General features: G+C 42.7%; 36 protein-coding genes and 3 pseudogenes. 7 read left to right on the plus strand and 32 right to left on the minus strand.

Features of this window, described 5'->3' with window-relative positions:
• The 31 genes and pseudogenes from E0409_RS12690 to E0409_RS12840 form a co-directional block, all read right to left on the minus strand.
• On the minus strand, window positions 1–156 hold a 156-nt coding region (locus E0409_RS12690), incomplete at its 3' end, for a DUF4372 domain-containing protein (RefSeq protein WP_131291418.1).
• 125 nt (window positions 157–281) lie between these two features.
• Window positions 282–1,772 carry a flavin-containing monooxygenase gene (locus E0409_RS12695; protein ID WP_131291420.1) on the minus strand — a complete coding sequence of 497 codons (1,491 nt, stop codon included), beginning with the start codon at window positions 1,770–1,772 and terminating at the stop codon, window positions 282–284.
• A gap of 202 nt (window positions 1,773–1,974) precedes the next feature.
• On the minus strand, window positions 1,975–2,340 hold the full coding sequence (gene rplQ / locus E0409_RS12700; RefSeq protein ID WP_067726622.1) for a 50S ribosomal protein L17: 366 nt from the start codon (window positions 2,338–2,340) through the stop codon (window positions 1,975–1,977).
• Window positions 2,341–2,358: 18 nt separating this feature from the next.
• Window positions 2,359–3,366, minus strand: coding sequence for a DNA-directed RNA polymerase subunit alpha (locus E0409_RS12705; protein ID WP_004650465.1), 1,008 nt, complete (start codon window positions 3,364–3,366; stop codon window positions 2,359–2,361).
• 18 nt (window positions 3,367–3,384) lie between these two features.
• Window positions 3,385–4,008: a 30S ribosomal protein S4 gene (gene rpsD / locus E0409_RS12710; RefSeq protein ID WP_067726624.1), complete on the minus strand. Its 624-nt coding sequence runs from the start codon at window positions 4,006–4,008 to the stop codon at window positions 3,385–3,387.
• Window positions 4,009–4,020: 12 nt separating this feature from the next.
• Window positions 4,021–4,407: a 30S ribosomal protein S11 gene (gene rpsK, locus E0409_RS12715; protein WP_001040166.1), complete on the minus strand. Its 387-nt coding sequence runs from the start codon at window positions 4,405–4,407 to the stop codon at window positions 4,021–4,023.
• 19 nt (window positions 4,408–4,426) lie between these two features.
• The gene (rpsM, locus tag E0409_RS12720; protein WP_067726626.1) at window positions 4,427–4,783 is read right to left on the minus strand and encodes a 30S ribosomal protein S13; all 357 of its coding nucleotides are present in this window, start codon (window positions 4,781–4,783) and stop codon (window positions 4,427–4,429) included.
• 106 nt (window positions 4,784–4,889) lie between these two features.
• Complete coding sequence (rpmJ, locus tag E0409_RS12725; RefSeq protein WP_000867907.1) at window positions 4,890–5,006, minus strand: 50S ribosomal protein L36; 117 nt, start codon at window positions 5,004–5,006, stop codon at window positions 4,890–4,892.
• Between the two features lie 19 nt (window positions 5,007–5,025).
• A complete protein-coding gene (gene secY, locus E0409_RS12730; protein WP_171458816.1) occupies window positions 5,026–6,345 on the minus strand; it encodes a preprotein translocase subunit SecY in 1,320 nt (439 codons plus the stop codon).
• A 45-nt stretch (window positions 6,346–6,390) separates the two neighbouring features.
• Window positions 6,391–6,831, minus strand: coding sequence for a 50S ribosomal protein L15 (gene rplO / locus E0409_RS12735; RefSeq protein WP_067726631.1), 441 nt, complete (start codon window positions 6,829–6,831; stop codon window positions 6,391–6,393).
• Between the two features lie 3 nt (window positions 6,832–6,834).
• A complete protein-coding gene (gene rpmD, locus E0409_RS12740; RefSeq protein WP_067726633.1) occupies window positions 6,835–7,011 on the minus strand; it encodes a 50S ribosomal protein L30 in 177 nt (58 codons plus the stop codon).
• A gap of 6 nt (window positions 7,012–7,017) precedes the next feature.
• Entirely contained in the window at window positions 7,018–7,515 is a 498-nt protein-coding gene (gene rpsE, locus E0409_RS12745; protein WP_067726635.1) for a 30S ribosomal protein S5, read from the minus strand.
• A 2-nt stretch (window positions 7,516–7,517) separates the two neighbouring features.
• Window positions 7,518–7,868: a 50S ribosomal protein L18 gene (gene rplR / locus E0409_RS12750; protein WP_004281497.1), complete on the minus strand. Its 351-nt coding sequence runs from the start codon at window positions 7,866–7,868 to the stop codon at window positions 7,518–7,520.
• A 14-nt stretch (window positions 7,869–7,882) separates the two neighbouring features.
• Complete coding sequence (rplF, locus tag E0409_RS12755; RefSeq protein WP_067726637.1) at window positions 7,883–8,416, minus strand: 50S ribosomal protein L6; 534 nt, start codon at window positions 8,414–8,416, stop codon at window positions 7,883–7,885.
• Between the two features lie 13 nt (window positions 8,417–8,429).
• Complete coding sequence (rpsH, locus tag E0409_RS12760; RefSeq protein ID WP_067726639.1) at window positions 8,430–8,825, minus strand: 30S ribosomal protein S8; 396 nt, start codon at window positions 8,823–8,825, stop codon at window positions 8,430–8,432.
• Window positions 8,826–8,837: 12 nt separating this feature from the next.
• Window positions 8,838–9,143 carry a 30S ribosomal protein S14 gene (rpsN, locus tag E0409_RS12765; protein WP_067726641.1) on the minus strand — a complete coding sequence of 102 codons (306 nt, stop codon included), beginning with the start codon at window positions 9,141–9,143 and terminating at the stop codon, window positions 8,838–8,840.
• A 9-nt stretch (window positions 9,144–9,152) separates the two neighbouring features.
• Window positions 9,153–9,689 (minus strand): 50S ribosomal protein L5, encoded by a 537-nt coding sequence (gene rplE / locus E0409_RS12770; RefSeq protein ID WP_067726643.1) that lies wholly within the window; start codon window positions 9,687–9,689, stop codon window positions 9,153–9,155.
• A gap of 16 nt (window positions 9,690–9,705) precedes the next feature.
• Window positions 9,706–10,023 carry a 50S ribosomal protein L24 gene (gene rplX, locus E0409_RS12775; protein WP_131291422.1) on the minus strand — a complete coding sequence of 106 codons (318 nt, stop codon included), beginning with the start codon at window positions 10,021–10,023 and terminating at the stop codon, window positions 9,706–9,708.
• Between the two features lie 9 nt (window positions 10,024–10,032).
• Window positions 10,033–10,401, minus strand: a complete 369-nt coding sequence (gene rplN / locus E0409_RS12780) for a 50S ribosomal protein L14 (RefSeq protein WP_004650480.1) — start codon at window positions 10,399–10,401, stop codon at window positions 10,033–10,035.
• A gap of 92 nt (window positions 10,402–10,493) precedes the next feature.
• Window positions 10,494–10,751 (minus strand): 30S ribosomal protein S17, encoded by a 258-nt coding sequence (rpsQ, locus tag E0409_RS12785; protein ID WP_067726647.1) that lies wholly within the window; start codon window positions 10,749–10,751, stop codon window positions 10,494–10,496.
• Window positions 10,748–10,945, minus strand: coding sequence for a 50S ribosomal protein L29 (gene rpmC, locus E0409_RS12790; protein ID WP_005012982.1), 198 nt, complete (start codon window positions 10,943–10,945; stop codon window positions 10,748–10,750). Before rpmC ends, rpsQ begins: the two co-directional genes overlap by 4 nt.
• Complete coding sequence (gene rplP / locus E0409_RS12795) at window positions 10,945–11,358, minus strand: 50S ribosomal protein L16 (protein WP_067726649.1); 414 nt, start codon at window positions 11,356–11,358, stop codon at window positions 10,945–10,947. Before rplP ends, rpmC begins: the two co-directional genes overlap by 1 nt.
• Window positions 11,298–12,114 (minus strand): annotated as a pseudogene (rpsC, locus tag E0409_RS12800) (30S ribosomal protein S3). Before rpsC ends, rplP begins: the two are co-directional and overlap by 61 nt.
• 1 nt (window position 12,115) lies before the next feature.
• Entirely contained in the window at window positions 12,116–12,445 is a 330-nt protein-coding gene (gene rplV / locus E0409_RS12805) for a 50S ribosomal protein L22 (RefSeq protein ID WP_131291426.1), read from the minus strand.
• Window positions 12,446–12,454: 9 nt separating this feature from the next.
• The gene (rpsS, locus tag E0409_RS12810; protein ID WP_004281508.1) at window positions 12,455–12,730 is read right to left on the minus strand and encodes a 30S ribosomal protein S19; all 276 of its coding nucleotides are present in this window, start codon (window positions 12,728–12,730) and stop codon (window positions 12,455–12,457) included.
• 19 nt (window positions 12,731–12,749) lie between these two features.
• Window positions 12,750–13,574 carry a 50S ribosomal protein L2 gene (gene rplB / locus E0409_RS12815; RefSeq protein WP_131291429.1) on the minus strand — a complete coding sequence of 275 codons (825 nt, stop codon included), beginning with the start codon at window positions 13,572–13,574 and terminating at the stop codon, window positions 12,750–12,752.
• 11 nt (window positions 13,575–13,585) lie between these two features.
• Complete coding sequence (gene rplW, locus E0409_RS12820) at window positions 13,586–13,906, minus strand: 50S ribosomal protein L23 (RefSeq protein WP_131291431.1); 321 nt, start codon at window positions 13,904–13,906, stop codon at window positions 13,586–13,588.
• Window positions 13,903–14,505, minus strand: a complete 603-nt coding sequence (rplD, locus tag E0409_RS12825) for a 50S ribosomal protein L4 (RefSeq protein ID WP_131291433.1) — start codon at window positions 14,503–14,505, stop codon at window positions 13,903–13,905. Before rplD ends, rplW begins: the two co-directional genes overlap by 4 nt.
• Before the next feature lie 11 nt (window positions 14,506–14,516).
• Window positions 14,517–15,155, minus strand: a complete 639-nt coding sequence (gene rplC, locus E0409_RS12830) for a 50S ribosomal protein L3 (RefSeq protein ID WP_131291435.1) — start codon at window positions 15,153–15,155, stop codon at window positions 14,517–14,519.
• Between the two features lie 60 nt (window positions 15,156–15,215).
• The gene (gene rpsJ, locus E0409_RS12835) at window positions 15,216–15,527 is read right to left on the minus strand and encodes a 30S ribosomal protein S10 (protein WP_000070912.1); all 312 of its coding nucleotides are present in this window, start codon (window positions 15,525–15,527) and stop codon (window positions 15,216–15,218) included.
• A gap of 258 nt (window positions 15,528–15,785) precedes the next feature.
• Window positions 15,786–16,523, minus strand: coding sequence for a type 1 glutamine amidotransferase (locus tag E0409_RS12840; protein WP_131291437.1), 738 nt, complete (start codon window positions 16,521–16,523; stop codon window positions 15,786–15,788).
• Window positions 16,524–16,681: 158 nt separating this feature from the next.
• Here E0409_RS12840 and E0409_RS12845 point away from each other — a divergent pair, with 158 nt between their 5' ends.
• The 7 genes and pseudogenes from E0409_RS12845 (at window position 16,682) to E0409_RS12875 (ending at window position 22,725) form a co-directional block, all read left to right on the plus strand.
• Window positions 16,682–17,884: a PLP-dependent transferase gene (locus E0409_RS12845; protein ID WP_131291439.1), complete on the plus strand. Its 1,203-nt coding sequence runs from the start codon at window positions 16,682–16,684 to the stop codon at window positions 17,882–17,884.
• A gap of 33 nt (window positions 17,885–17,917) precedes the next feature.
• Window positions 17,918–19,500, plus strand: a pseudogene (locus E0409_RS12850) (helicase HerA-like domain-containing protein).
• A 150-nt stretch (window positions 19,501–19,650) separates the two neighbouring features.
• Window positions 19,651–20,415, plus strand: a complete 765-nt coding sequence (locus E0409_RS12855; protein ID WP_131291476.1) for a globin domain-containing protein — start codon at window positions 19,651–19,653, stop codon at window positions 20,413–20,415.
• 97 nt (window positions 20,416–20,512) lie between these two features.
• Entirely contained in the window at window positions 20,513–20,956 is a 444-nt protein-coding gene (locus E0409_RS12860; RefSeq protein ID WP_131291441.1) for an RrF2 family transcriptional regulator, read from the plus strand.
• A gap of 101 nt (window positions 20,957–21,057) precedes the next feature.
• A complete protein-coding gene (gene yihA / locus E0409_RS12865; protein ID WP_131291443.1) occupies window positions 21,058–21,918 on the plus strand; it encodes a ribosome biogenesis GTP-binding protein YihA/YsxC in 861 nt (286 codons plus the stop codon).
• Between the two features lie 135 nt (window positions 21,919–22,053).
• Window positions 22,054–22,190 (plus strand): annotated as a pseudogene (locus E0409_RS16785) (metal-dependent hydrolase); the annotation flags it as partial.
• A 115-nt stretch (window positions 22,191–22,305) separates the two neighbouring features.
• Window positions 22,306–22,725 carry a VOC family protein gene (locus E0409_RS12875; RefSeq protein ID WP_131291445.1) on the plus strand — a complete coding sequence of 140 codons (420 nt, stop codon included), beginning with the start codon at window positions 22,306–22,308 and terminating at the stop codon, window positions 22,723–22,725.
• Here E0409_RS12875 and E0409_RS12880 read toward each other — a convergent pair.
• Window positions 22,722–23,963, minus strand: coding sequence for a dicarboxylate/amino acid:cation symporter (locus E0409_RS12880; protein ID WP_131291447.1), 1,242 nt, complete (start codon window positions 23,961–23,963; stop codon window positions 22,722–22,724). The two genes, E0409_RS12875 and E0409_RS12880, sit on opposite strands and share 4 nt — an antisense overlap.
• Window positions 23,964–24,128: the final 165 nt, after the last annotated feature.

Below are 24,128 nucleotides of genomic sequence, written 5' to 3' on the forward strand. Positions count from 1 at the left end.
GCAGGAAAGTTGAGACATCAAGATGGCAATAAACTGATCCCATCTTGAAGCCGCTCTAAATTTCTGTCCAACATGGTGTACTTTAGCAAGTTGCTCAAAATCCTGTCGCACGACGGGTTTAATAAGCTGATGAAATACGGTATTCTGATGTGACAAAACCTGAATCCTGGTCGTTAAAGTGTTTGTTTGCACTCATATTTTAACGATTTGGACTCAGGTTTTTTATTTAAATCAAACTATGGGACAGCAGTGGTCTTAGACTCCTTTTTTTGCTATTTGACTTAAGACACTAACTTAGGCTTATGCGAATCTACGCTTGTGTGCTTTTGAAATTTAAGTACGTTATCATCAAATTTGGCATGTTTTAATATTTTACGATCAGCCAGATAATTATTGGTCACGTTCCAAGGCGTGTGTTTACCCTGTTTCGGCATGACATCCGCTGCACGTGCGATATAACCTGAAGATAAACTCCCCATTACGGTATCTTCCATCAATTCAGTCTGATCACCTTGGGCAATCACTTGGTCATAGCCATTCTTGTCCATATAATTAATCAGACGACAAATATAATCAGCTGCAATATCCACTTTAAGCGTCCAGGATGCGTTGATATAACCAATAATCATCGCCATATTCGGTACATCACTGACCATAATCCCCTGATACAACATATGTTTAGAGGTATCTATAGGTTTCCCGTCAATGCTGGCTTTGATACCGCCTAGAATTTGAATCTGCAAACCTGTCGCAGAGACAATAATATCGGCATCCAAATGTTGACCGGATTTCAGCTGAATACCAGTTTCAGTAAACTTCTCAATTTGATCCGTTTCCACACTCGCCTTGCCTGAGCGTAAAATCTTGAATAAATCACCATCAGGTACCACACAAAGACGTTGATCCCAGGGGTTATAGCTTGGCGTAAAGTGTTTCATATCCACTTTACCCTTAAGCTGCATCTCAATTGATTTGAGTAACAACTTACGCAGTAATTTTGGCTGCTTTTGCGCAAGTGCATAAATACCACGTTGCATGCCAATATTACGTGCACGCGTCAGTTTATAAGCAAGATCTTCCGGCAAAACCTTACGCATTTTGTCATACACAAAATCAATTGAAGGAACCGAAGCAATATAGGTCGGTGAGCGTTGTAGCATGGTGACATGCGCTGCGCCACCTTTTGCCATTGCAGGTACTAGGGTGATGGCGGTTGCGCCACTGCCAATAATCACCACTTTCTTACCAGTATAGTCGAAATTTTCTGGCCAATGTTGTGGGTGAATAAACTGACCTTTAAATGTTGCTTGATTTGGGAAATCTGGCTGGAAGCCTTGGTCATAGTTGTAATAGCCGGTGCAACCCAATACAAAATTAGCAATCCAGGTGTGTCGTTTTTGATTTTCATCTTCAATTTGTACCACCCACTTACGGATTGAAGAATCATAATTAGCGGATAGCACACGATGCTTAAAATGAATTTTGCTTTTTAATTGGTATTCATCAACAACTTCAGATAAATAGCCTTTAATGGATGCCCCATCTGCAAGGACATTGGCTTTCTGCCAAGGTTTAAAATTAAAGCCAAAGGTCGACATGTCTGAGTCTGAACGAATCCCGGGGTATTTAAATAAATCCCAAGTTCCACCAAAACTTTCACGACGTTCAATAATATCAAATTGACGTTGCGGACAGTTCTTTGAAAGATGTGCAGCAAGACCAATACCTGAAATACCTGCGCCCACAATCAAAATATCAATATGCTTTTCCATGTTCTTTTTATAACCTTGTTGAACTTTATTTTATTAAACCATAAATTTGACAATACACAATGTCAAGTTTAAATAAATCTGATAAAAAATATATCAGTTCAGGACAAAATCTAAAATTGTCTGACAATACAAAACAATCAGACATAAAAAAGACCGGTGAAACACCGGCCTTTTTCGAACAACTGAAGTTCTTTTTGCGAAATTATTTAACTTCGCGATCTACTAGCTCAACGTAAGCCATCGGTGCAGCATCACCTGCACGGAAGCCCGCTTTAAGAACACGTAGATAGCCGCCGTTACGTTCTTTGTAACGAGGGCCAAGAACTGTAAATAATTTACCTACAGTTGCAGCTGAACGAGTACGAGCAAACGCTAAACGACGGTTTGCTACAGAATCGACTTTAGCTAAAGTGATTAAAGGCTCAGCAACACGACGTAATTCTTTTGCTTTAGGAACAGTAGTTTTAATTAACTCGTGTTCGAACAAAGAATTAGCCATGTTTTGGAACATCGCTTTACGATGACTGCTTGTACGGCCTAATTTCACACCACTATTACGATGACGCATGGTGATAGTCCTACTTAATTAACGGCTACGATAAGCAAAGCGATCGTCCATGCGGAGGCTAGCCGGTGGCCAGTTCTCTAAACGCATGCCCAATTGCAAGCCTTTCGATGCCAGAACATCTTTGATTTCAGTTAACGATTTTTTACCTAAGTTAGGAGTTTTCAACAACTCAACTTCAGTACGTTGAACCAAATCACCGATGTAGTAAATATTTTCTGCTTTCAAACAGTTAGCAGAACGAACAGTAAGCTCTAGATCATCTACTGGACGAAGCAAGATTGGATCCACTTCTTCGCGAGGCTCTTGAGCAACAGGAGCTTGATCTTTCTGAAGATCAACAAAAATTGCAATTTGTTGTTGCAAGATTGTTGCCGCTTTGCGGATTGCTTCTTCTGGATCAACTGTACCGTTGGTTTCAAGGTCAATGATCAATTTATCAAGGTCAGTACGTTGTTCTACACGAGCATTTTCAACTGTGTAAGACACGCGCTTGATTGGGCTATAAGAAGCATCTAACTGTAAACGACCCACTGGGCGAGTTTCGCCTTCTGGGAAACGTGAGTCAGAAGTCTCATAACCGCGACCTTGAGAAACTTTCAGGCGCATTTTTAATGAGCCTGAAGCACTTAATGTGCCGATCAAATGCTCAGGGTTTACCACTTCAACATTATGAGGCAAACGAAGATCAGCGGCAGTTACATCGCCAGGACCTTGTTTTTCTAATGTCAAGTATGCTTCGTTTTGATCGAACAGCTTAATCGACAATCCTTTTAGGTTCAGCAAGAGCTCGACGATGTCCTGCTGCAAGCCTTCCAAGGTACTGTACTCGTGCTCAACCCCTTCTATTTCAACTTCAACCACAGCAGCGCCAGGTAAAGAAGAAAGAAGGATACGACGTAAAGCATTACCAAGAGTATGACCAAAGCCACGCTCTAATGGTTCTAGAATCACTTTTGCCGAGGTCCCGCTAGCCGCTTCGACCTTGATCGCTTGCGGAGTTAGAAACTCATTTGCAGTACGCGTCATTATTGCTACCTCAAGGGATTATTTAGAATACAATTCTACAATCAAGCTTTCGTTGATTTCAGCAGGTAAATCAGAACGATCCGGTGCAGCTTTAAACGTACCTTCCAATTTAGAATGGTCAACTTCCATCCAAGAAGGAATACCACGTTGAGTAGCTAACTCGATTGCGCCTTTAATACGCAATTGTTGTTTAGCACCTTCGTGAACTGCAACCACGTCACCCGCTTTAACTTGGATTGAAGCGATGTTAACGCGACGACCATTTAAAGTGATTGAACGGTGAGATACAAGCTGACGAGCTTCTGCACGTGTAGAACCAAAACCCATGCGATAAACAACGTTATCAAGACGGCTTTCTAGCAATTTCAACAAGTTTTCACCTGTTGCGCCTTTAACACGAGCAGCTTCTTTATAGTAATTACTAAATTGACGTTCTAAAACACCATACGTACGACGTACTTTTTGTTTTTCACGTAATTGTAGTGAGTACTCAGATTGTTTTGCGCGGCTTTGACCATGTTGGCCAGGAGCTTTCGCATGTTTTTTTGTCTTAACGTCAAACGGTTTAACGCCTGATTTAAGTTGCAGGTCTGTCCCTTCGCGGCGAGAGAGTTTGCATTTTGGACCAATATAACGAGCCATGAATGTTTCTCCTTACACGCGACGTTTTTTAGGTGGACGACAACCGTTGTGCGGGATTGGCGTCACATCGGTAATGCTGTTAATTTTATAACCCACTGCACCTAAAGCACGAACCGCAGATTCACGACCAGGACCAGGACCTTTTACAAGGACGTCCAAGTTTTTCAAACCGTAGTCTAAAGCAGCTTTACCAGCAACTTCAGCAGCTACCTGAGCAGCGAACGGAGTTGATTTACGTGATCCACGGAAGCCTTGTCCACCTGAAGTGGCCCAAGCCAGTGCATTACCTTGACGATCGGTAATAGTCACAATGGTGTTATTAAAAGAAGCGTGAATGTGTGCAACACCTTCAGAGACGGTACGGGTGACCTTCTTGCGTGTGCGAGTATCTTTAGCCATCTTTTAGCTTCCAGAAATCTTATTTCTTAATAGGTTTGCGCGGACCTTTACGGGTACGTGCGTTAGTTTTGGTGCGTTGTCCACGGACAGGCAAGCTGCGACGATGACGAAGACCACGGTAGCAGCCTAAATCCATTAAACGTTTAATGTTCATGGAAATTTCGCGACGTAAATCACCTTCGGTCGGAACCTTGGTAATTTCTGCACGAATCGCATCAAGCTGAGCATCATCCAATTCACGGATCTTAGTAGTAGTTGGAATACCTACAGCAGCTAAGATGCTCTTAGCAGTGTGGCGACCGATACCAAAGATATACGTGAGGGAGATAACAGCATGCTTGTTATCCGGAATGTTTACACCGGCAATACGAGCCATTCACTTTCTCCAAAAAGGCAGTAGAGATAATCAACCGCCCGACAAAAACCTTGAGGGGCGGATATTAACCCAATTCACCTACTGAAATCAACAGGTCTTGATTAGATTAACCTTGACGCTGTTTATGACGAGGTTCAGCGCTACAAATCACGCGGATAACCCCATTACGACGGATAACTTTACAGCTACCACAAATTTTTTTTACAGAAGCTTGTACTTTCATGATGAAACCTCAAGTGCGCTTATCCCTTAGGATGAGCAGTCGTTTTTCTCATTAACGTTTGATTATCGTATTGATGCGAGGTGAGATGTGCTTGTAGCTGAGCCATAAAGTCCATCACGACTACCACAACGATCAGCAAAGAGGTACCACCCAAAGAGAATGGAATACCAAATGAGCTCTGTAATACCATTGGCATTAAACAAATCACTGTGATATAAATCGCGCCAATAAAGGTCAAACGATTGAGAATATGATCTAAGTAACGAGCAGTTTGCTCACCTGGACGAATACCAGGCACATAAGCTCCGCTGCGTTTCAAGTTTTCCGACACTTCTTTAGGGCTAAATACTAGCGCAGTATAGAAGTAACAGAAAAAGATAATTAACGCACCAAAGAGCACCAAATACAACGGCTGTCCAGGCGACAACACGAGTGCCAAATCTTGCAGGCCACGTTTGATAATTCCTGCACTAGGATCAGCACTACCCACCCATTGCCCTAAGCTCGCAGGGAACAAAAGCAATGAACTTGCAAAAATTGCTGGGATCACACCCGCCATATTAATTTTTAATGGCAAATGTGTCTGTTGTGCAGTAAATACACGACGACCTTGTTGTTTTTGGGCGTAATTAACTGGTATGCGACGTTGTGCTTTTTCAATAAACACAATCGCTGCTAACACACCTATAGATAACAAGCCAAAGATTGCCAAGCCGATAAGACTGGTTTGACCATTATCTACCGATGATAAAGATTGCATAATTAAATTCGGCAATCCAGCAACAATACCCGCAAAGATGATCATGGAGATCCCATTCCCGACTCCGCGTTCAGTAATTTGCTCACCCAACCACATCAAGAACATGGTACCGGCAACCAGCGAAGTCACAGCTGGAATGTAAAAAGCCAGACCTCCAGTCAAAGTAATCCCTTGACTAATAAGTCCTGCACACATCCCTACAGACTGCACAAGTGCAAGTAACAATGTACCTTGTCGCGTATATTGATTGATCTTACGCTTACCTTGCTCGCCTTCTTTCTTTAAAGCTTCCAGCGAAGGAACAACCGTAGACATTAACTGCACAATAATTGAGGCAGAAATGTAAGGCATGATCCCAAGAGCAAGAATTGACATCCGCTCTAATGCACCACCTGAAAACATGTTAAACAAACCAAGGATAGTACCCTGGTTTGCATTAAAAAGATTTTCAAGTGCGGCATTATTAATGCCTGGTACTGGAATATGTGCTCCTAGTCGAAAGACCATTAATGCACCAATAAGGAACATCATTCGGCGAATAATTTCACGATATTTCACATGAAACGGCTGCCCTTTCATCATGTTAACATGACCCGAAGAACTAGGAGACATAGACACTAGCGATTACTCCTCGACTTTGCCGCCAGCAGCTTCAACAGCAGCTTTAGCGCCTTTAGTCAATGCAACACCTTGAATAGTGAATGCACGAGTAATATCACCAGAAAGTACGATACGAGCACGAGTCATATCTCTACGAACAACATTCGCTGCTTTTAAAGTTTCAAGTGAAACAATATCACCTTCAACTTTAGCAAGCTCTGATAAACGTACTTCAGCAGTTTTTAGAGCGAGTTGGCTAGTAAAACCGAATTTAGGCAAACGACGATATAATGCAGTTTGACCACCTTCAAATCCTGGACGTGTACCACCGCTCTTACGTGAGTTTTGACCTTTGACACCACGGCCACCGGTCTTACCAACGCCAGAACCGATACCACGGCCTAGACGAAGGTTGTCACGTTTAGCACCTTCTGCAGGTGCAATAGTATTTAAACGCAGAGTCATGGCTTATTCCTCTACACTAACCATATAGTAGACTTGGTTGATCATACCGCGGTTAGAAGGAGTATCAACAACTTCTACAGTATGACCAATACGACGCAGACCTAAACCTTGAAGGCTAAGCTTGTGATTTTTCAAGCGATGCGATGAAGATTTAGTCTGGGTAACTTTAATCGTTTTCATGATTGATTACCCTTGAATTTGTGCTACTGAAAGACCACGTTTCGCAGCGACTTTCTCAGGAGAAGTCATGTCACGCAAACCTTTGAAAGTTGCGTTAACTACGTTAGCAGCATTTGTAGAACCATAGCATTTTGTCAATACGTTATGTACGCCAACAGCTTCCAGAACTGCACGCATAGCACCACCAGCAATTACACCAGTACCTTCAGAAGCAGGTTGCATGTAAACGCGGCTTGCACCGTGACGAGCATTAATAGGGTGTTGTACAGTACCGTTAACAAGATCAACAGTAATCATGTTACGACGTGCAGCTTCAAGTGCTTTAGAAATAGCAGCTGGAACTTCACGTGCTTTACCACGACCAAAACCTACGCGACCATTACCATCACCCACAACAGTTAATGCTGTGAAAGAGAAGATACGACCACCCTTAACAACTTTGGCTACACGATCAACGGCAACCAGCTTTTCAACAAGACCTTCGTTTTGTTCAACTTTAGCCATGATTAGAACTCCAAGCCGTTTTCACGAGCAGCATCAGCCAAGGCTTTGATACGACCATGATATTTAAAACCAGAACGGTCAAATGCAACTTTAGTTACACCAGCTGCTTTAGCACGTTCTGCGATTAAAGCACCTACTTTTTGAGCTGCTTCAACATTACCAGTTGTGCCAGCACGTAAAGTAGCATCTAAAGTTGAAGCTTGCGCTAAAACTTTGCCACCATCTGCTGAAATAACTTGAGCATAGATGTGACGCGGAGTGCGGTTTACACACAAGCGAGTCGCACCCAATGCACGGATGTGCAAGCGTGTGCTTTTCGCACGACGCAAACGGGATTGTTTCTTTTCGTTCATAAGAACCTCGCGCCTTATTTCTTCTTAGCTTCTTTACGAAGAACAACTTCATCCGAATAACGAACACCTTTACCTTTATAAGGCTCTGGTTCACGATATGAACGGATATCTGCAGCTACTTGACCCAACATATGTTTGCTTGCTGATTTCAAAATGATTTCAGTAGCAGTTGGAGTTTCAGCAGTTACACCTTCAGGAAGTTTATAATCGATAGGGTGTGAATAACCTAGGTTAAGATGAACAACATCACCTTTAACCGCAGCTTTATAACCAACACCGATTAGTTGTAACTTACGTTCGAAGCCTTCACTAACACCTTTAACAAGGTTGTTAAGAACAGCGCGAGCAGTACCAGCTTGCATCCAAGAATCTTTAGATTCTTTAACTGGAGCAATATGAAGCTGACCTTCTTCCTGTTTTAGCTCGACCAGCGCATGCAGGTTGAAAGACAATGTACCTTTACTGCCTTTCACTTCGACCTGCCGGCCGTTCTGAGTAACTGTAACACCGTTAGGCACAGTTACTGGGGCTTTAGCCACACGAGACATGAGGATTCACCTATTAAGAAACAAAAGCAATAACTTCACCACCGATACCAGCAGAACGTGCTGCGCGATCAGTCATGATGCCTTTGCTTGTAGAAACAATTGCAATACCTAAACCTTGCTTAACGCTCGGAAGTGCATCTTTACCGCGATACTGACGTAGACCTGGACGGCTTACGCGTTTCACAGTTTCGATAACTGGTTTGCCTTCAAAATATTTTAACGTAATTGTTAAAGTTGCTTTGCCTTCAGCATCAGCAACTTCTACGTTAGAAATGTAACCCTCTTGTTGAAGAACGTTAGCAATAGCAACCTTCAACTTAGAGTTAGGCATAGAAACAGTTTGTTTCTTAGCCATTTGTGCGTTACGAACACGGGTTAGCATGTCGGCAACGGTATCTTGCATACTCATTATAGTCGCTCCTTACCAGCTTGCCTTAACCATGCCCGGTACATCACCTTGCATGACAGTTTCACGTAATTTGTTACGGCTTAAGCCGAACTTACGGAAGTAACCATGAGGACGACCAGTTAAACCACAACGGTTACGAAGACGTACTGGAGACGCATTACGTGGTAATGCCTGAAATTTCATCATCGCTTCGAAACGTTCTTCTTCTGTTGCATTTACATTTGCAATCGTAGCTTTTAATTCAGCGCGTTTTGCAGCAAATTTAGCAACAGTTTTTTCGCGTTTCAATTCGCGATTAATCATACCTTTCTTAGCCATATCGACCTCTTATTTAAACGGGAAGCCGAATGCACGCAATAGCGCACGGCCTTCGTCATCGGTGCGAGCAGTCGTAGTAACGGTAATATCCATACCACGAATACGATCAATCTTATCAAAATCGATTTCAGGGAACATAATCTGTTCCTTCAAACCCATTGAGTAGTTCCCACGACCATCAAATGATTTCGCAGAAAAACCACGGAAGTCACGGATACGAGGGATCGCAATAGAGATCAAACGGTCTAAGAATTCGTACATACGTTCGCCGCGTAAAGTAACTTTACAACCAATCGGCCAACCATCACGGATTTTAAAACCAGCGATAGATTTGCGAGCTAAAGTAAGTACTGGTTTTTGACCAGCAATTGCTTGCATATCAGAAAGAGCGCCGTCTAACAATTTCTTGTCAGCTGATGCAGCACCAACACCCATGTTGATGGTGATTTTTGTAATGCGAGGAATTTCCATCACATTCTTAACACCCAATGTTTCTAACAATTGAGCTTTAAGTTCTTCGTTGTAACGTGTTTTAAGTCTGGCCATGGCCTATATCAACCTATTACTTCGCTACCGCCACTGATTCACCATTTGATTTGAATACGCGAGTTTTCACGCCGTCAATCACTTGGTAACCAACACGGTCAGCCTTTTGGGTTGTAGCATTAAAAACTGCCACGTTTGAGATATGAAGCGTAGCTTCCTGAGTTACGATGCTGCCTTCAGCGCCAGTAGCTCGGTTCGGCTTTTGATGCTTCTTAACCAAGTTAAGGCCTTCAACCTTAACACGGTCATTTGAAACAGACAGAACAGTTCCCTGTTTGCCTTTTTCTTTACCTGCGATCACAATAATTTGATCGCCTTTTTTAATCTTAGCCATGAGTGCCTCTTATAGAACTTCAGGAGCCAATGAAATGATTTTCATGAACTGTTCAGTACGAAGTTCACGAGTCACTGGTCCGAAAATACGAGTTGCAATCGGCGCTTTGTTGTTGTTCAAAATCACAGCAGCATTGTCATCAAAACGGATGATAGAACCATCCGGACGACGTACACCGAATTTCGTACGTACAACTACAGCATTCATCACGTCGCCTTTTTTAACACGACCGCGAGGAATAGCTTCTTTTACAGTAACTTTAATAATATCGCCAACAGAAGCATAACGACGGTGTGAACCACCAAGTACTTTAATACATTGTACGCGGCGAGCACCACTGTTGTCTGCTACGTCGAGCATACTTTCGGTTTGAATCATTGCCCTACTCCAAAACCGAGCATCACCGGTTACAATTTCGAAAGGCTCAAAGAGTACTCGAAATTAACCGATGATGCAACAAGAACGTCTAATTACTCAGCAGCAGCTTCAATAACTTCCACTAAAGCCCAAGCTTTAGTTTTAGAAATTGGGCGGCTTTCTTTAATGGTTACCAAGTCGCCAGTTTTAGCAACATTGTTCTCATCATGAGCGTGTAATTTAGTTGAACGGCGGATTGATTTGCCATACAACGGGTGTTGAACGCGGCGTTCAATAAGCACAACAATAGACTTGTCCATTTTGTCGCTTACGACCTTGCCGGTTAACGTGCGAACTGTTTGTTCACTCATTGTCCGTTCCCCTGTTTTTCGGTAAGGAGTGTCTTAATACGAGCAATAGTCTTACGAGTAAGCGCAACTTCATGCGATTTACCCAATTGACCAGTTGCCTTAGCCATACGAAGACGGAATTGGTTAAGCTGTTGCTCATCAAGCAAAGCTGTCAACTCTTCTACCGATTTTTCACGTAGATCATTAGTTTTCATTACATCACCGTCTTAGTAACGATAGTGGTTTTAAACGGAAGCTTAGCAGCTGCAAGCGTAAACGCTTCACGTGCCAATTCTTCGCTAACACCATCCATTTCGTACAAGATCTTACCTGGTTTGATTTGGCAAACCCAGTATTCCACAGAACCTTTACCTTTACCCATACGAACTTCTAATGGTTTTTCAGTAATTGGTTTGTCTGGGAAAACACGGATAAAGATCTTACCACCACGTTTTACACGACGGCTAATTGTACGACGCGCAGCTTCAATTTGACGAGCAGTCATTTGACCACGCTCGAGAGATTTAAGTGCGATAGTACCGAAAGATACAGTGCTACCACGATGCGCTAGACCAGTGTTACGGCCTTTTTGTACCTTACGGAACTTAGTACGTTTAGGTTGCAACATGGATTATTCTCCTTTTTCAGCAGAACGATCATTGCGACGACCACGACGCTCTTGACCTTCACCACGACCGCGACCGCGTTTAGCTGGACGTTCTTCAGCAGGAGCAGGGTTCATGACTTGTTTCATGCCACCTAAGATCTCACCACGGAATACCCAAACTTTAACACCAATCGTACCGTAAGTAGTTTCAGCACGTACAGATGAGTAGTCGATGTCAGCACGAAGTGTATGCAAAGGTACACGACCTTCACGATACCATTCAGTACGGGCAATCTCTGCACCACCTAAACGACCAGAAACTTCAACTTTGATACCTTTAGCACCAGCACGCATAGAGTTTTGAACCGCACGCTTCATAGCACGACGGAACATTACACGTTTTTCTAGTTGAGAAGCGATTGCTTCAGCAACTAAACGAGCGTCTAAATCTGGGCGATCGATTTCGTTGATGCTTACTTGCGCAGGAACACCCATAATAGATGTTAATTCGCGTTGTAATTTCTCAATATCTTCGCCTTTTTTGCCGATAACGATACCTGGACGAGCAGTGCTAATTGTAATTTTAGCAGCGCCTGTAGGACGTTCGATAAGAATTTTGCTAACCATCGCATTTTTAAGTTTTTTGTTCAAAAACTCACGAACTTGAAGATCTTTAAGCAAATATTCAGCGTATTGTTTCGGACTCGCATACCAGTTAGCGTTATGACGTTTCACAACACCTAGGCGGATACCGATTGGATGAACCTTCTGACCCATATCAAACCCCTACCTTAACGGTGATGTGACAAGTACGCTTAGTGATACGATCTGCACGGCCTTTAGCACGTGGCAAAATACGTTTAAGGCTAGTGCCTTCATCAACGTAAATCGTAGCAACTTTAAGGTCGTCTACATCTAAACTGTTATTATGTTCAGCATTTGCAATTGCAGATTCCAACGCTTTTTTCACTAAAACTGCAGCTTTTTTGTTGCTGAAGTTTAAGATGTTTAAAGCGTGAGCAATAGACTTGCCACGAATCAAATCTGCAACCAAACGTGCTTTTTGTGCCGAGATAGCGGCACCGCGTAATTTAGCAGTAACTTCCATCATAGCACCTTAACGTTTAGATTTCTTGTCAACACCGTGACCACGATAGGTACGAGTTGGCGCGAATTCACCGAGTTTATGACCAACCATATGTTCAGATACAATTACCGGAACATGGTTACGACCATTATGAACAGAAATTGTTAAACCAACAAAATCTGGGAGTATCATCGAACGACGCGACCAAGTTTTGATCGGCTTACGGTTATTAGCCGCGATAGCCGCTTCAACCTTAGCGAACAAGTGCGCATCGACGAATGGGCCTTTTTTCAGAGAACGAGGCATTGTCAGATTCCTTTACTTGTTACTTAACGCGACGGTCGCGAATAATCATCTTAGTCGTACGCTTGTTGGTACGTGTTTTGTACCCTTTAGCTTTTTGACCCCATGGGCTTACAGGTTGAATACCTTTATTACGCCCTTCACCACCACCATGTGGATGGTCAACTGGGTTCATAGCCATACCACGTACGGTAGGACGAACGCCACGCCAGCGTGAAGCACCCGCTTTACCGAGTGAACGTAGGTTGCTTTCTTGGTTAGAAACTTCACCAAGTACAGCACGGCATTCAACGTGAATTTTACGCATTTCGCCAGAACGTAGACGAACAATTGCGTAAGAACCGTCACGACCCAACAACTGAACAGAAGTACCAGCTGAACGAGCTAATTGCGCGCCTTTACCGATTTTAAGTTCGATGTTGTGAAGAGTAGAACCGATAGGCATGTTACGAAGTGGTAAGCAGTTACCTGGACGAATTGGAGCATCGTTACCAGACTGTACTTTATCACCAGCACGCAAACCTTTAGGAGCGATGATATAACGACGCTCACCATCAGCATACAAAACCAAAGCAATGTGTGCAGTACGGTTAGGATCGTATTCGATACGCTCTACAGTAGCAGGGATACCGTCTTTGTTACGTTTGAAGTCAACTAAACGGTAGTGCTGTTTATGACCGCCACCAACGTGACGAGTCGTAATGTGACCGTTATTGTTACGACCACCAGTACGTTTTTTAGCTTCAACCAACGGAGCATAAGGCGCGCCTTTGTGAAGATGGTCGTGAACGACTTTCTCTACAAAGCGACGTCCTGGTGACGTTGGCTTACATTTTTGAATAGGCATAATTCTCGTCCTTATTCCGCTGCGCTTTCAGCGGTATCGCCCAAGTCAGCCATTTCAACATCTTGGCCAGCTTTCAGGGTGACGTATGCTTTTTTAACATCAGAACGACGTCCTAATGTTTTACCAAAGCGTTTAGTCTTACCTTTAGTGATCGTTGTGTTAACTTTAACAACTTGAACACCAAAGAGTTGTTCCACTGCTTTTTTGATTTCAAGTTTGTTTGCGTTGATAGCAACTTTAAAAACTTGAACACCAGCAGCTTCACCTAGAACTTGTGCTTTTTCTGAGAATACAGGTCCTTGTAGGACTTGATAGATACGTTCGTTGTTCATCCGAGTTCTACCTCAATTTTCTTAGCAGCAGCTACAGACATAACAACTTTGTCGAACGCGATCAAGCTAACAGGATCAATTGCAGCAGCATCAACCACATCTACATGTGGAAGGTTACGTGCAGCAAGATATAGATTCTCATCTACAGCATCCGTAACGATTAATGCGCGAACAGCATTTAAGTCGTTAAGTTTAGCAAGCAATTCTTTAGTTTTAGGAGCAGCAACAGCAAACTCTTCAACCAATACCAAGCGATCTTGACGAACAAGTTCAGCTAAGATGCATTGCATAGCACCGCGGTACATTTTACGGTTAACTTTTTGAGACCAATCTTGTGGACGAGCGGCAAAAGTTTTACCACCACCAACCCAGATTGGGCTACGAATAGAACCAGCACGCGCACGGCCAGTACCTTTTTGACGGAAAGGTTTTTTACCACCGCCAGATACATCGCCACGTGATTTTTGAGCTTTAGAACCTTGACGACCACCAGCTAAGTAAGCTGTAACAACTTGGTGTACAAGAGCTTCGTTAAACTCACGTCCAAAAGCAACTTCAGATAATTCAACAGCAGAGCCGGAAACAGTATTTAAATTCACAATATTTCCCCTCAGGCCTTGATCGTAGGGCGAACGATTACGTCGCCACCAGTAGCACCAGGAACCGCACCTTTAACAACAAGAACTGAACGTTCTGTGTCAATAGATACAATTTCAAGACCCTGTGTAGTTACGCGTTCAGCACCTAAATGGCCAGCCATTTTTTTGCCTTTGAATACGCGACCAGGAGTCTGGTTTTGACCAGTAGAACCTAAAACACGGTGAGATAGTGAGTTACCGTGAGTAGCGTCTTGCGTACGGAAGTTCCAACGTTTAACACCACCTTGGAAACCTTTACCTTTAGACTGACCAGTTACGTCAACAATTTGACCCACTGTGAACAATTCAACGGTAAGCGTACCACCAACTTCACGACCTTCAAGATCAGCTTCTGTAGCGCGGAATTCTTTAACTAAACGACCAGCAGCAACACCCGCTTTAGCGAAGTGACCTTTCTGAGGATTAGTTACGCGAGATTCGCGACGCTCACCAGTAGTGATTTGAATCGCTTGATAACCATCAGTTTCAAGCGTTTTGATTTGAGTGATGCGGTTAGGATCAACCTCAATCACTGTAACAGGTACAGAAACACCAGCATCTGTAAAGATACGTGTCATACCGCACTTGCGACCGACTAAACCAATAGCCATGTGCATAAACCTCTAAAAAAGCGGCTTAATTAACTTAGAGTGTTAATTAACCCGAAAGCCTTAACCCAATGCGATCTGAACATCAACACCAGCTGCAAGATCTAATTTCATCAATGCATCAACAGTTTTGTCTGTTGGTTGAACGATATCGATCAAACGCTTGTAAGTGCGGATTTCATACTGGTCACGCGCGTCTTTATTAACGTGCGGTGAAGTTAGAACGTTAAAACGCTCGATGCGTGTAGGCATCGGAATTGGACCACAAACTTGTGCGCCAGTACGTTTTGCTGTTTCTACGATCTCTTGAGCAGATTGATCAATCAGACGATGATCAAAAGACTTCAAACGGATACGGATTCTCTGGTTAGACATACCAGTAAACTCCAAGCCAAAAATATAAAGAATCACCTCTGACGCATCTCACCCTATTGGTAAGTGTCAAAGGCAGTGAAAATCACTAAGGTCATGATCGATGCCACGACTGTCACGATATTAACTACTTTATTCGTAGTTAACCCTTTTACTAAAAGGCCGCTCATTATAGCTATTGTTTAACACTTAAGCAAATCCCTTTTCAACTTTTTAGTATATTTCTCACATCTTAAATTTGTAACATTGTTTAAAAATAAATCAACTTGCGGTTTTTTGCAAAACGTACTCAATTGCTTGGTTTAACATTTGATTTCCTTGAATAAAATTGCTTTTTGGCGACTTTTTTAATTGTTGTTCAGATTGCACATATTCTCCTGAAAAATTTACCAGCTCTTCATCATTTTCCAGAAATAGCTTTAACGCCTCCGTGGTGATTTCTGGATGAAATTGGAATCCCAAGACATTTTTTCCGATTTGATACATTTGGTTTCGACAAACATCATTTTCCGCTAAATGAATCGCTCCTTTCGGAATTTCAAAGGTTTCGCTATGCCACTGCATCACATTAAATTGATCAGGTAGTTCAAAACACTCTTCAGGCACATGATTAACTTTGCGCACCCCTGTCCAGCCGCGTTCTTGTTTTTCATTACGGCGAACTGCTGCACCCAATGCATTAGCGATGAGTTGCCCACCCAAACACAAACCGATTGCAGGCTTACCCATCGACAAATAACGTCGCAACCAGCGTTTTTCTACCTTTAACCAGGGGAAATTTGCTTCATCGTTCACACTCATCGGTCCCCCCATAATAATGAGCAAATCGACATCTTCCACGTGAGGCAAAGCTTCAATATCCAAAGGACGATCCACAGGTAATGCAAAAAACTCCGTTGCACTAATTTTAGCATGGTGCTGTTTTAAAAATGCATAACAACTGCCGAACCCTTCACCAGCAATATGCTGAAAATAATGTACTTTTAAATGCGACTTCATGCGCTCCTACCTATTGTTGTGTTCTGATATAGGTTTAGCAAAAATGAAGCCAACTTTATGTGCAGATTAACGTTTCTATACATTTAGGCATTTATATAGCCTAATCTGCGAGTTTCTCTTAAGCTAAAGCTAATTTTGATACGACTTAGAGCAGAACCTTGAAAAAAAATCCACAAACAGAACTCATTCATGCACCACGAAAAGCCCCGCAATACATTTCTACGGTTCAACCTCCCTTGTTTCGTGCATCGACCATTATTTTTGAAGACACCAATGCACTGTTTAATCGCCATTGGACAGATGCCTATGACTATAGTTATGGCACCCACGGCACGCCGACAACGTTCACCTTAGGTGACAACATTGCGCAGATTGAAGGAGGTGAATATTGCCTGCTTGCACCAAGTGGTTTGTCTGCCATCAACCTGGTTAATTCATGCTTTTTGGCCCACGGAGATGAAGTTTGGGTTGCAGACAACATCTATGGACCAAACATGGAACATTTGCGCAATCTGGAAACACGTTATGGCATTACCGTTAAGGTTTACAATGCAATAGATGTGGATAGTTTTCAACCTACAAATAAAGCCAAACTGATTTGGTTAGAGGCTGCAGGCTCAGTCACTTTAGAATTCCCCAACTTAGTAGGTCTCGTCAATAAAGCCAAACAAGCCAATGTCTTGACTGCACTGGATAATACCTGGGGTGCAGGACTTGCCTTTAATGCCTTTGATTTTTCTGACCAGCACTTAAGTGTCGATCTCACCGTGCATGCGCTGACGAAATATCCAAGTGGTGGTGGCGATATCTTGATGGGCTCAATGGTAACACGTGATCAGAATCTACATCACAAACTGTTCCGTATGCATGCCATTCAAGGCATCTCCGTTTCAGGTGATGATGCTGCACAAGTTCAACGTAGCCTTGCTTCAATGCAACTGCGCTATCAACATCAGTCTCAAAGCACTTTAAAACTGTTAGATTGGCTGAAACAACAAAAAGAATTTGTTCAGGTGCTGCATCCTGCCGATAAATCATCTGCTGGACATGACTATTGGAAAGAGATTTGCATTACAGGTCAAAGCGCCGGCTTGGTCAGTGTTATTTTTAAATCTGAATATACACTTAGAGATATTCGTCAATTCTGTGATGCCTTACAACTGTTTAAGCTGGGTTTTAGCTGGGGTGGCCCGGTCAGTCTAGTCATGCTATACAACTTAAAAGATATGCGTGTTTTGGAAACTACACATTTACAACAAGGTTTATTGGTTCGCTTTTGTATAGGGCTAGAACATCCGACCGATTTAATACAAGATATAGAAAACGCGTTAAAACAATTGAATACGCCACAACTCGAATAACTTCAGACACAAGAACATAAAATAGGAACACATATGGGTACACCTATCGTTATTGCCAAGAAAACCTCAAATACACAACAAGAGATTGTTTTACACTCACAGTTCGCCAACCGTCATGGACTGATCGCAGGTGCAACCGGAACGGGTAAAACAGTCACCTTAAAGTCCTGGCTGAAAACTTTTCCCGAATTGGTGTGCCCGTATTTTTAGCCGATGCCAAAGGCGATGTTTCTAGCCTAGCCAAAGCCGGCTCAAGCAATCCCAAATTTGACGAACATCTAAAAATTTTAAATATTGAATCCATCCCGTTTGCTGCATCACCGGTGGTGTTTTGGGATTTATTTGGAGAGCAAGGTCATCCAATTCGCACCACAGTGTCGGAAATAGGACCATTACTATTAGCGCAAATGCTCAATCTGAATGACACTCAGGAAGGCGTACTTTCAGCGGTGTTCCGCATCGCAGATGATCAAGGCTTACTATTGATTGATTTTAAGGATTTAAAATCAATCATTACTTATGTGTCTGAACATGCCACGGAATTTCAGGCGGAATATGGCAACCTCTCCCCCGCCAGTCTTGGGGCTATTCAACGTAATTTATTGGCGCTCGCAGACCAAGGCGGTGATCAGTTTTTTGGTGAGCCCAGTTTAAATATCCTGGATTTTATTCAGACCGACAGCCAAGGACGAGGCAATATCAACTTACTGGCCGCAGACAAGTTGATGAACACCCCTAAACTGTACTCCACCTTCTTACTCTGGATGTTATCGGAACTCTTTGAACAATTGCCTGAAGTGGGTGATATGGATAAACCCAAACTGGTGTTCTTCTTTGATGAAGCGCACTTATTGTTTGATAATGCCAGCGCAGCGCTACAGGAAAAAATTGAACAGGTGGTGCGTTTGATTCGCTCCAAAGGGGTGGGGATTTATTTTGTTACGCAAAACCCATTGGATTTACCTGAAAGCGTACTCGGACAACTCGGTAATCGTGTACAACATGCCTTACGTGCCTTTACCCCGAAAGATCAAAAAGCGGTAAAAACCGCAGCAGATACTTTCCGCGCCAACCCTGAATTTAAAGTCGATCAAGCCATTACCGAACTGGGTGTGGGTGAAGCTTTAATTAGCTGCCTGGATGAAAAAGGCATTCCACAAATTGTAGAACGCGGCTGGGTGATGCCGCCCTACTCTTCATTTAGCCCGATTAACGTAGATGAACGTAAAACACTGATGCAACAAAGCATTGTTGCGGGGGTGTATGAGCAATCTGTTGACCGCGAAAGTGCGTATGAAATGTTGCAGCAAAAAGTAGCCCAGCATCAGCAACAAGCCGTTGCCGAGGAAACAGCGAAACAGCAAGCGAAGCAACAAGAAGCCTTAGCGAAACAACAAGCCAAAGAACAGGAAGCATTTGCAAAGCAGCAAGCACGTGAACAAGAGCGTATTGCTCGTGAACAACAGAAAGAGGCTGAACGTGCATCGAAACAACGTGAGAAAATGACCCAAGATATTGTCGGAACATTTGCGAAAAGTGCGGCACGCAGCCTAGGTGGCAGCACTGGACAGAAAATTGTCCGTGGCTTACTCGGCTCTCTTTTCGGCAGAAAATAACTCTTTTTATTCCTATCAAGATTTTTAAAATTATGGGATATTCAGATATCCCATAATTATTTTAGGGTTTTTCTAAAAGATGTATTTACAACCGATTTTATAAGATGTATTTTGAATACATCTTATAGCCACAATACAGATGTTCTAGCCATGACTCCACAACATATTGAACTTGTTAAATCAACTGTCCCTGTCCTTCGTGAAAATGGTGTTGCGCTGACCAGCTATTTTTACAACCGCATGCTGAATAACAATCCAGAATTAAAAAATGTCTTTAACCTAGATCACCAAACTAGCGGTCGTCAGCCACGTGCCTTAGCTGCTGCTGTATTGGCTTATGCAGAACACATTGAAAATCCAAGTGTATTGGCTAAAGCAATCGAACACATTACCACTAAGCATGTCAGCCTTGATATCCAACCCGATCAATATGCCATTGTAGGTGACAACCTATTGCATTCAATTAGCGAAGTATTAAATGTACCGTTTGAATCTGACCTGATTGCTGCCTGGAAAGAAGCTTATATGCAATTGGCAGGCATCCTAGCTGGGGTAGAAAAACAGAAATATGAAAACCTGGCTGCACAAAATGGCGGTTGGGCTGGATGGCGTGCCTTTGAAGTTGCTGCAGTTGAAGCAACTGACAGCGGTAAACGTTTTACTTTAAAAGCACAAGATGGTCAGCCTGTTGTTGGTGCTGAAACAGGAAGCTATATTTCTGTGAAAGTTCAAGTGCCTGGACATGACATTCAACAGCCACAACAATTTACGTTTGCTGACGCCCAATCTGCGGATCAATTTGTTTTTGATGTAAAACCTGAAGTAAATCATACAGAATATTCTGTTGCCAACATCTTGCTTGAAAACTACAAAGCAGGTGATGTGGTTCAGGTTTCTGCACCAGTTAAAGGCTAAATACTTAATAAATAATTAATTTATTGTTATTGAAAGTTCCTTTCGGGGGACTTTCAAGCTACGCTATATATATCTTCCCTCTGCCTTTAAAGACTCCATGCAACTCAATAAATTTACTGATTATGCCTTGCGTCTATTGATGTACATCTCCAGACCCAGAGACACCCCTTATACCATTGCAGAAATTGCACAGGATTTGCATGTCTCTCAAAACCATCTGGTTAAAATTGTCCATTTCATGGGAAAACAGGATTGGATCATTACCACACGCGGAAAAGGCGGTGGGATTCGCTTAAATGCAGAAACTTTAAATTTAAATCTGGGTTACATTGTCCGTATTCTGCAAGGCAATAACCAGATTGTGGAATGCGATACTCCAGCCTGCGTACTCCGCAGCAACTGCGGGCTTAAAGGCATTTTAGATCAAGCACTTGAACAGTTTTACCAATCTTTAGATCACTATCGTTTAGGTGATGTGCTCGATCAAAGCAGCTCCAGCAAAGTCGCCACCTTATCCCCCATTTCACTGATTAATCTTTAAATCATCATCCGAAGTTTTACTGCTTTCAAAATGCAAAGGTCGCTTGCCTAGACGACTTCCTTTATAATGTTTCTTTGTAGATCATTTATTGAAGTTGAGTTATGCACCACAGCAGAGGAAAATCCAAAAACAGTAAGATCGCGAATGCGCCTAAGCAAAAGATCAGCTATGAGAAAAAAGTTGATTCTGCCATTACTGAATATTCTGTGCGTTCACTCAACTGGTTACGCAAAGCTGAATTCTTGATGAGTGCGCCAAAGCTCAATCTTTGTGTAGAAGATACTGGCTATGAAATTGCTTTTGCCGGCCGTTCAAATGCGGGGAAATCCAGTGCCATCAATGCATTAACCAATCAAAAACAATTGGCGCGTGCATCGAAAAAACCCGGTCGTACCCAAATGATCAACTTTTTCAGCTTGGGTAATCCTGACCAGCGTCTGGTCGATTTACCGGGTTATGGTTATGCAGCCGTACCTGAAGCAATGAAACTGGTTTGGCAAAAAGAACTTGAAAACTATTTGATTCATCGCCAAAGCCTACAAGGTTTGGTGTTGTTGATGGACATTCGCCATCCACTACAACACTTTGACGTGATGATGCTGGAATGGGCTTATTCACGTAAATTGTTTGTACACGTGTTATTGACCAAATCAGACAAATTGAACCGTGGCCCTGCATCAAAAGCGCTACAAGAAGTGCAACAGCAATTGAGAAAAATGAAGCTTAATTTCTCGATTCAGTTATTCTCATCGATGAACAAACAAGGTTTGGAAGAACTTGCCAGCGTAATGGCCGGTCGTTTGAACTTTACCCTGGAACAATCGACTGAATTCGATTTGGATAGCATTCCAGAAGCGGATGTCGATGATCTGGATGAGCCCGTAGAATCTATGGATATCGATGATGAGCCAGAGATCGAAATTGCCGACGATGTTACAGATAAAAGCAGACAAGCTGATTAATACCGATTGTCTGACAAAATCCATCATCTATTGATATTTGAATGTCCTCTATTGCTCATCACAATTGAGGGCATTTTTTATACTGCTTCTCAGTCAAAGTGAACTTGATCAAAAACAAAACAAGAACAGGCTAAAGATAACCGCCTAATGCCGAATCCACTCTGGCTGGTTTCCAACAACTCGGTTATTTAATGCCTTGATACGATCCTGTGCATGAAGCCAGAACTGAAGATGCCATCACCTATTTAGATCATGTTTCTGCTGCAAAATGAGCAGCCCTGAAAGTTGCTTCAATTAATCTCACAAATTCCAAACAGTAGGGCTTTATGCCCTGCTTTTATTTGCACTACAATAAATCCAGATAAGAAAAAAAGATAAGGATAAAAGATGAAACCCTATATTTCTGTCATCACGCTTGCCGTCAAGGATTTAGAGCAGTCACTGAAGTTTTATTGTGAAGGTTTAGGTTTACATAACGAAGGCATTTTAGGTCAAGACTATGAATATGGTGCAGTCGCTTTTATAGAACTGCAATCAGATTTAAAACTTGCCTTATGGCCACAGCAAAGTATTCAGCATGATACGGGTCTGGAACTGACTCCAATGTGCCCGACTCAAATGACATTAGGACATAATGTCTATAGTCCACTAGAAGTGGATCAAATCATGGCGCAAGCAGCACGTGCAGGTGCTCAAATTATCAAACCTGCACAAGCCACATTTTACGGTGGATATGCAGGCTATTTTCAAGATCCCAATGGACATTTATGGGAAGTGGTATGGAATCCATGCTGGGAAAATGATTAGGTTGGAATTTTATTCTCATCACGGGTATGACGGTCCACCACCACACTAATCATCATATCGCCTTGCACATTGACTACAGTACGTACCGTATCTAGTAAACGGTCAATCGGCAATAAAATGGCAATGGCTTCGGCAGGCAGACCGACCGATTGCAACACCATAATCATGGTCACCATGCCGGCACTTGGAATGCCCGGTGCACCTAACGAGGCAATCATTGCTGTTACGCAAACAATCAACTGCTGACCAATAGTTAAATCCAGCCCCATCAGGTTGGCAATAAATAGAGCCGCGGCAGCTTCATACAGTGCCGTTCCATCCATATTTAATTGCGTTCCCAGTGGAATCACAAAACCGGCTGTTGCCGGACGCACACCTAAGTTTTCCTGGGCACATTTCATTGAAAGTGGCATGGTGGCAGAACTGGAACTGGTGGCAAAAGCCGTAATCAGTGCGCTACGCGCCCCTTTAAAAAAGGTCAGCGGATTCATCTTGCCGAAAATCCACAGTAATAGCGGCAAAACCACAGCACCGTGGAAAATGGTGGTTCCAGTCACGACAACAGCAAATTCAACCAGACGATTCAGTACAGAAATATCTTCCGTTGAAATCAGTTTTGCCAATAAGGCAAAAATACCAATCGGCGCCAGTCGCATCACCCAGATGATCATGAACATCATCATGTCAAAAAACTGCTGGCTGACTTGACGTACGGTTTTAAAACGCTCACCGCCATGCACCAAAGCCACACCGAAAAATAAAGCAAACAGCACTACGGCAAGGACGTTGCCCTCAGAAAAGGCCTTAAAGGGATTGATTAAGGTATTTTGAATAAAATTGGTCAAAAATGAAGTTGGCGTTAAGGTATCTGGGGTTTGATGGGTACTCATCGCATCTTGAAACATGGCGATGTCTATGCCCTTGCCCACATCAAACAAATGCGCAGAACTGATTCCGAGAATTAACGCCAAGGTAGTGGTGGTCACGCAGCAGGCTAAAGTAATTTTCCAGACTTTACCTAATTGCCCACCTGACTGTAAGTTGGATACCCCAACTACAATTGAACTAAAAATCAGGGGAATTAACAGCATCTTTAACAAGCCAATAAAAATACTGCTGGCAATTCCCAAACCATACAAACTGGCATCAAAAAATGGGGTATTGGGATAAAGATTCAGGATAAAACCGAAAGCCACGCCTAAAATCGCAGCAATCAAAATTTGGGTGTTTAAGCTCATCTCTGCATGCTTTTATTGTCAAGTCTTGCAGGCACTATGCCATGCCCTATTTTTAGAATCGAGGAATTTTTTGTCACAAGTTCAGCATAAATAGGTAAAAGCATGATTTTCACTTTGTCTGAATCATGAATGACTTACTGAATAAATGGCATAAAATCTGCTTTT

Source organism: Acinetobacter sp. ANC 4862 (genome assembly GCF_004336635.1).
In the GTDB taxonomy this organism is placed as follows: Bacteria; Pseudomonadota; Gammaproteobacteria; order Pseudomonadales; family Moraxellaceae; genus Acinetobacter.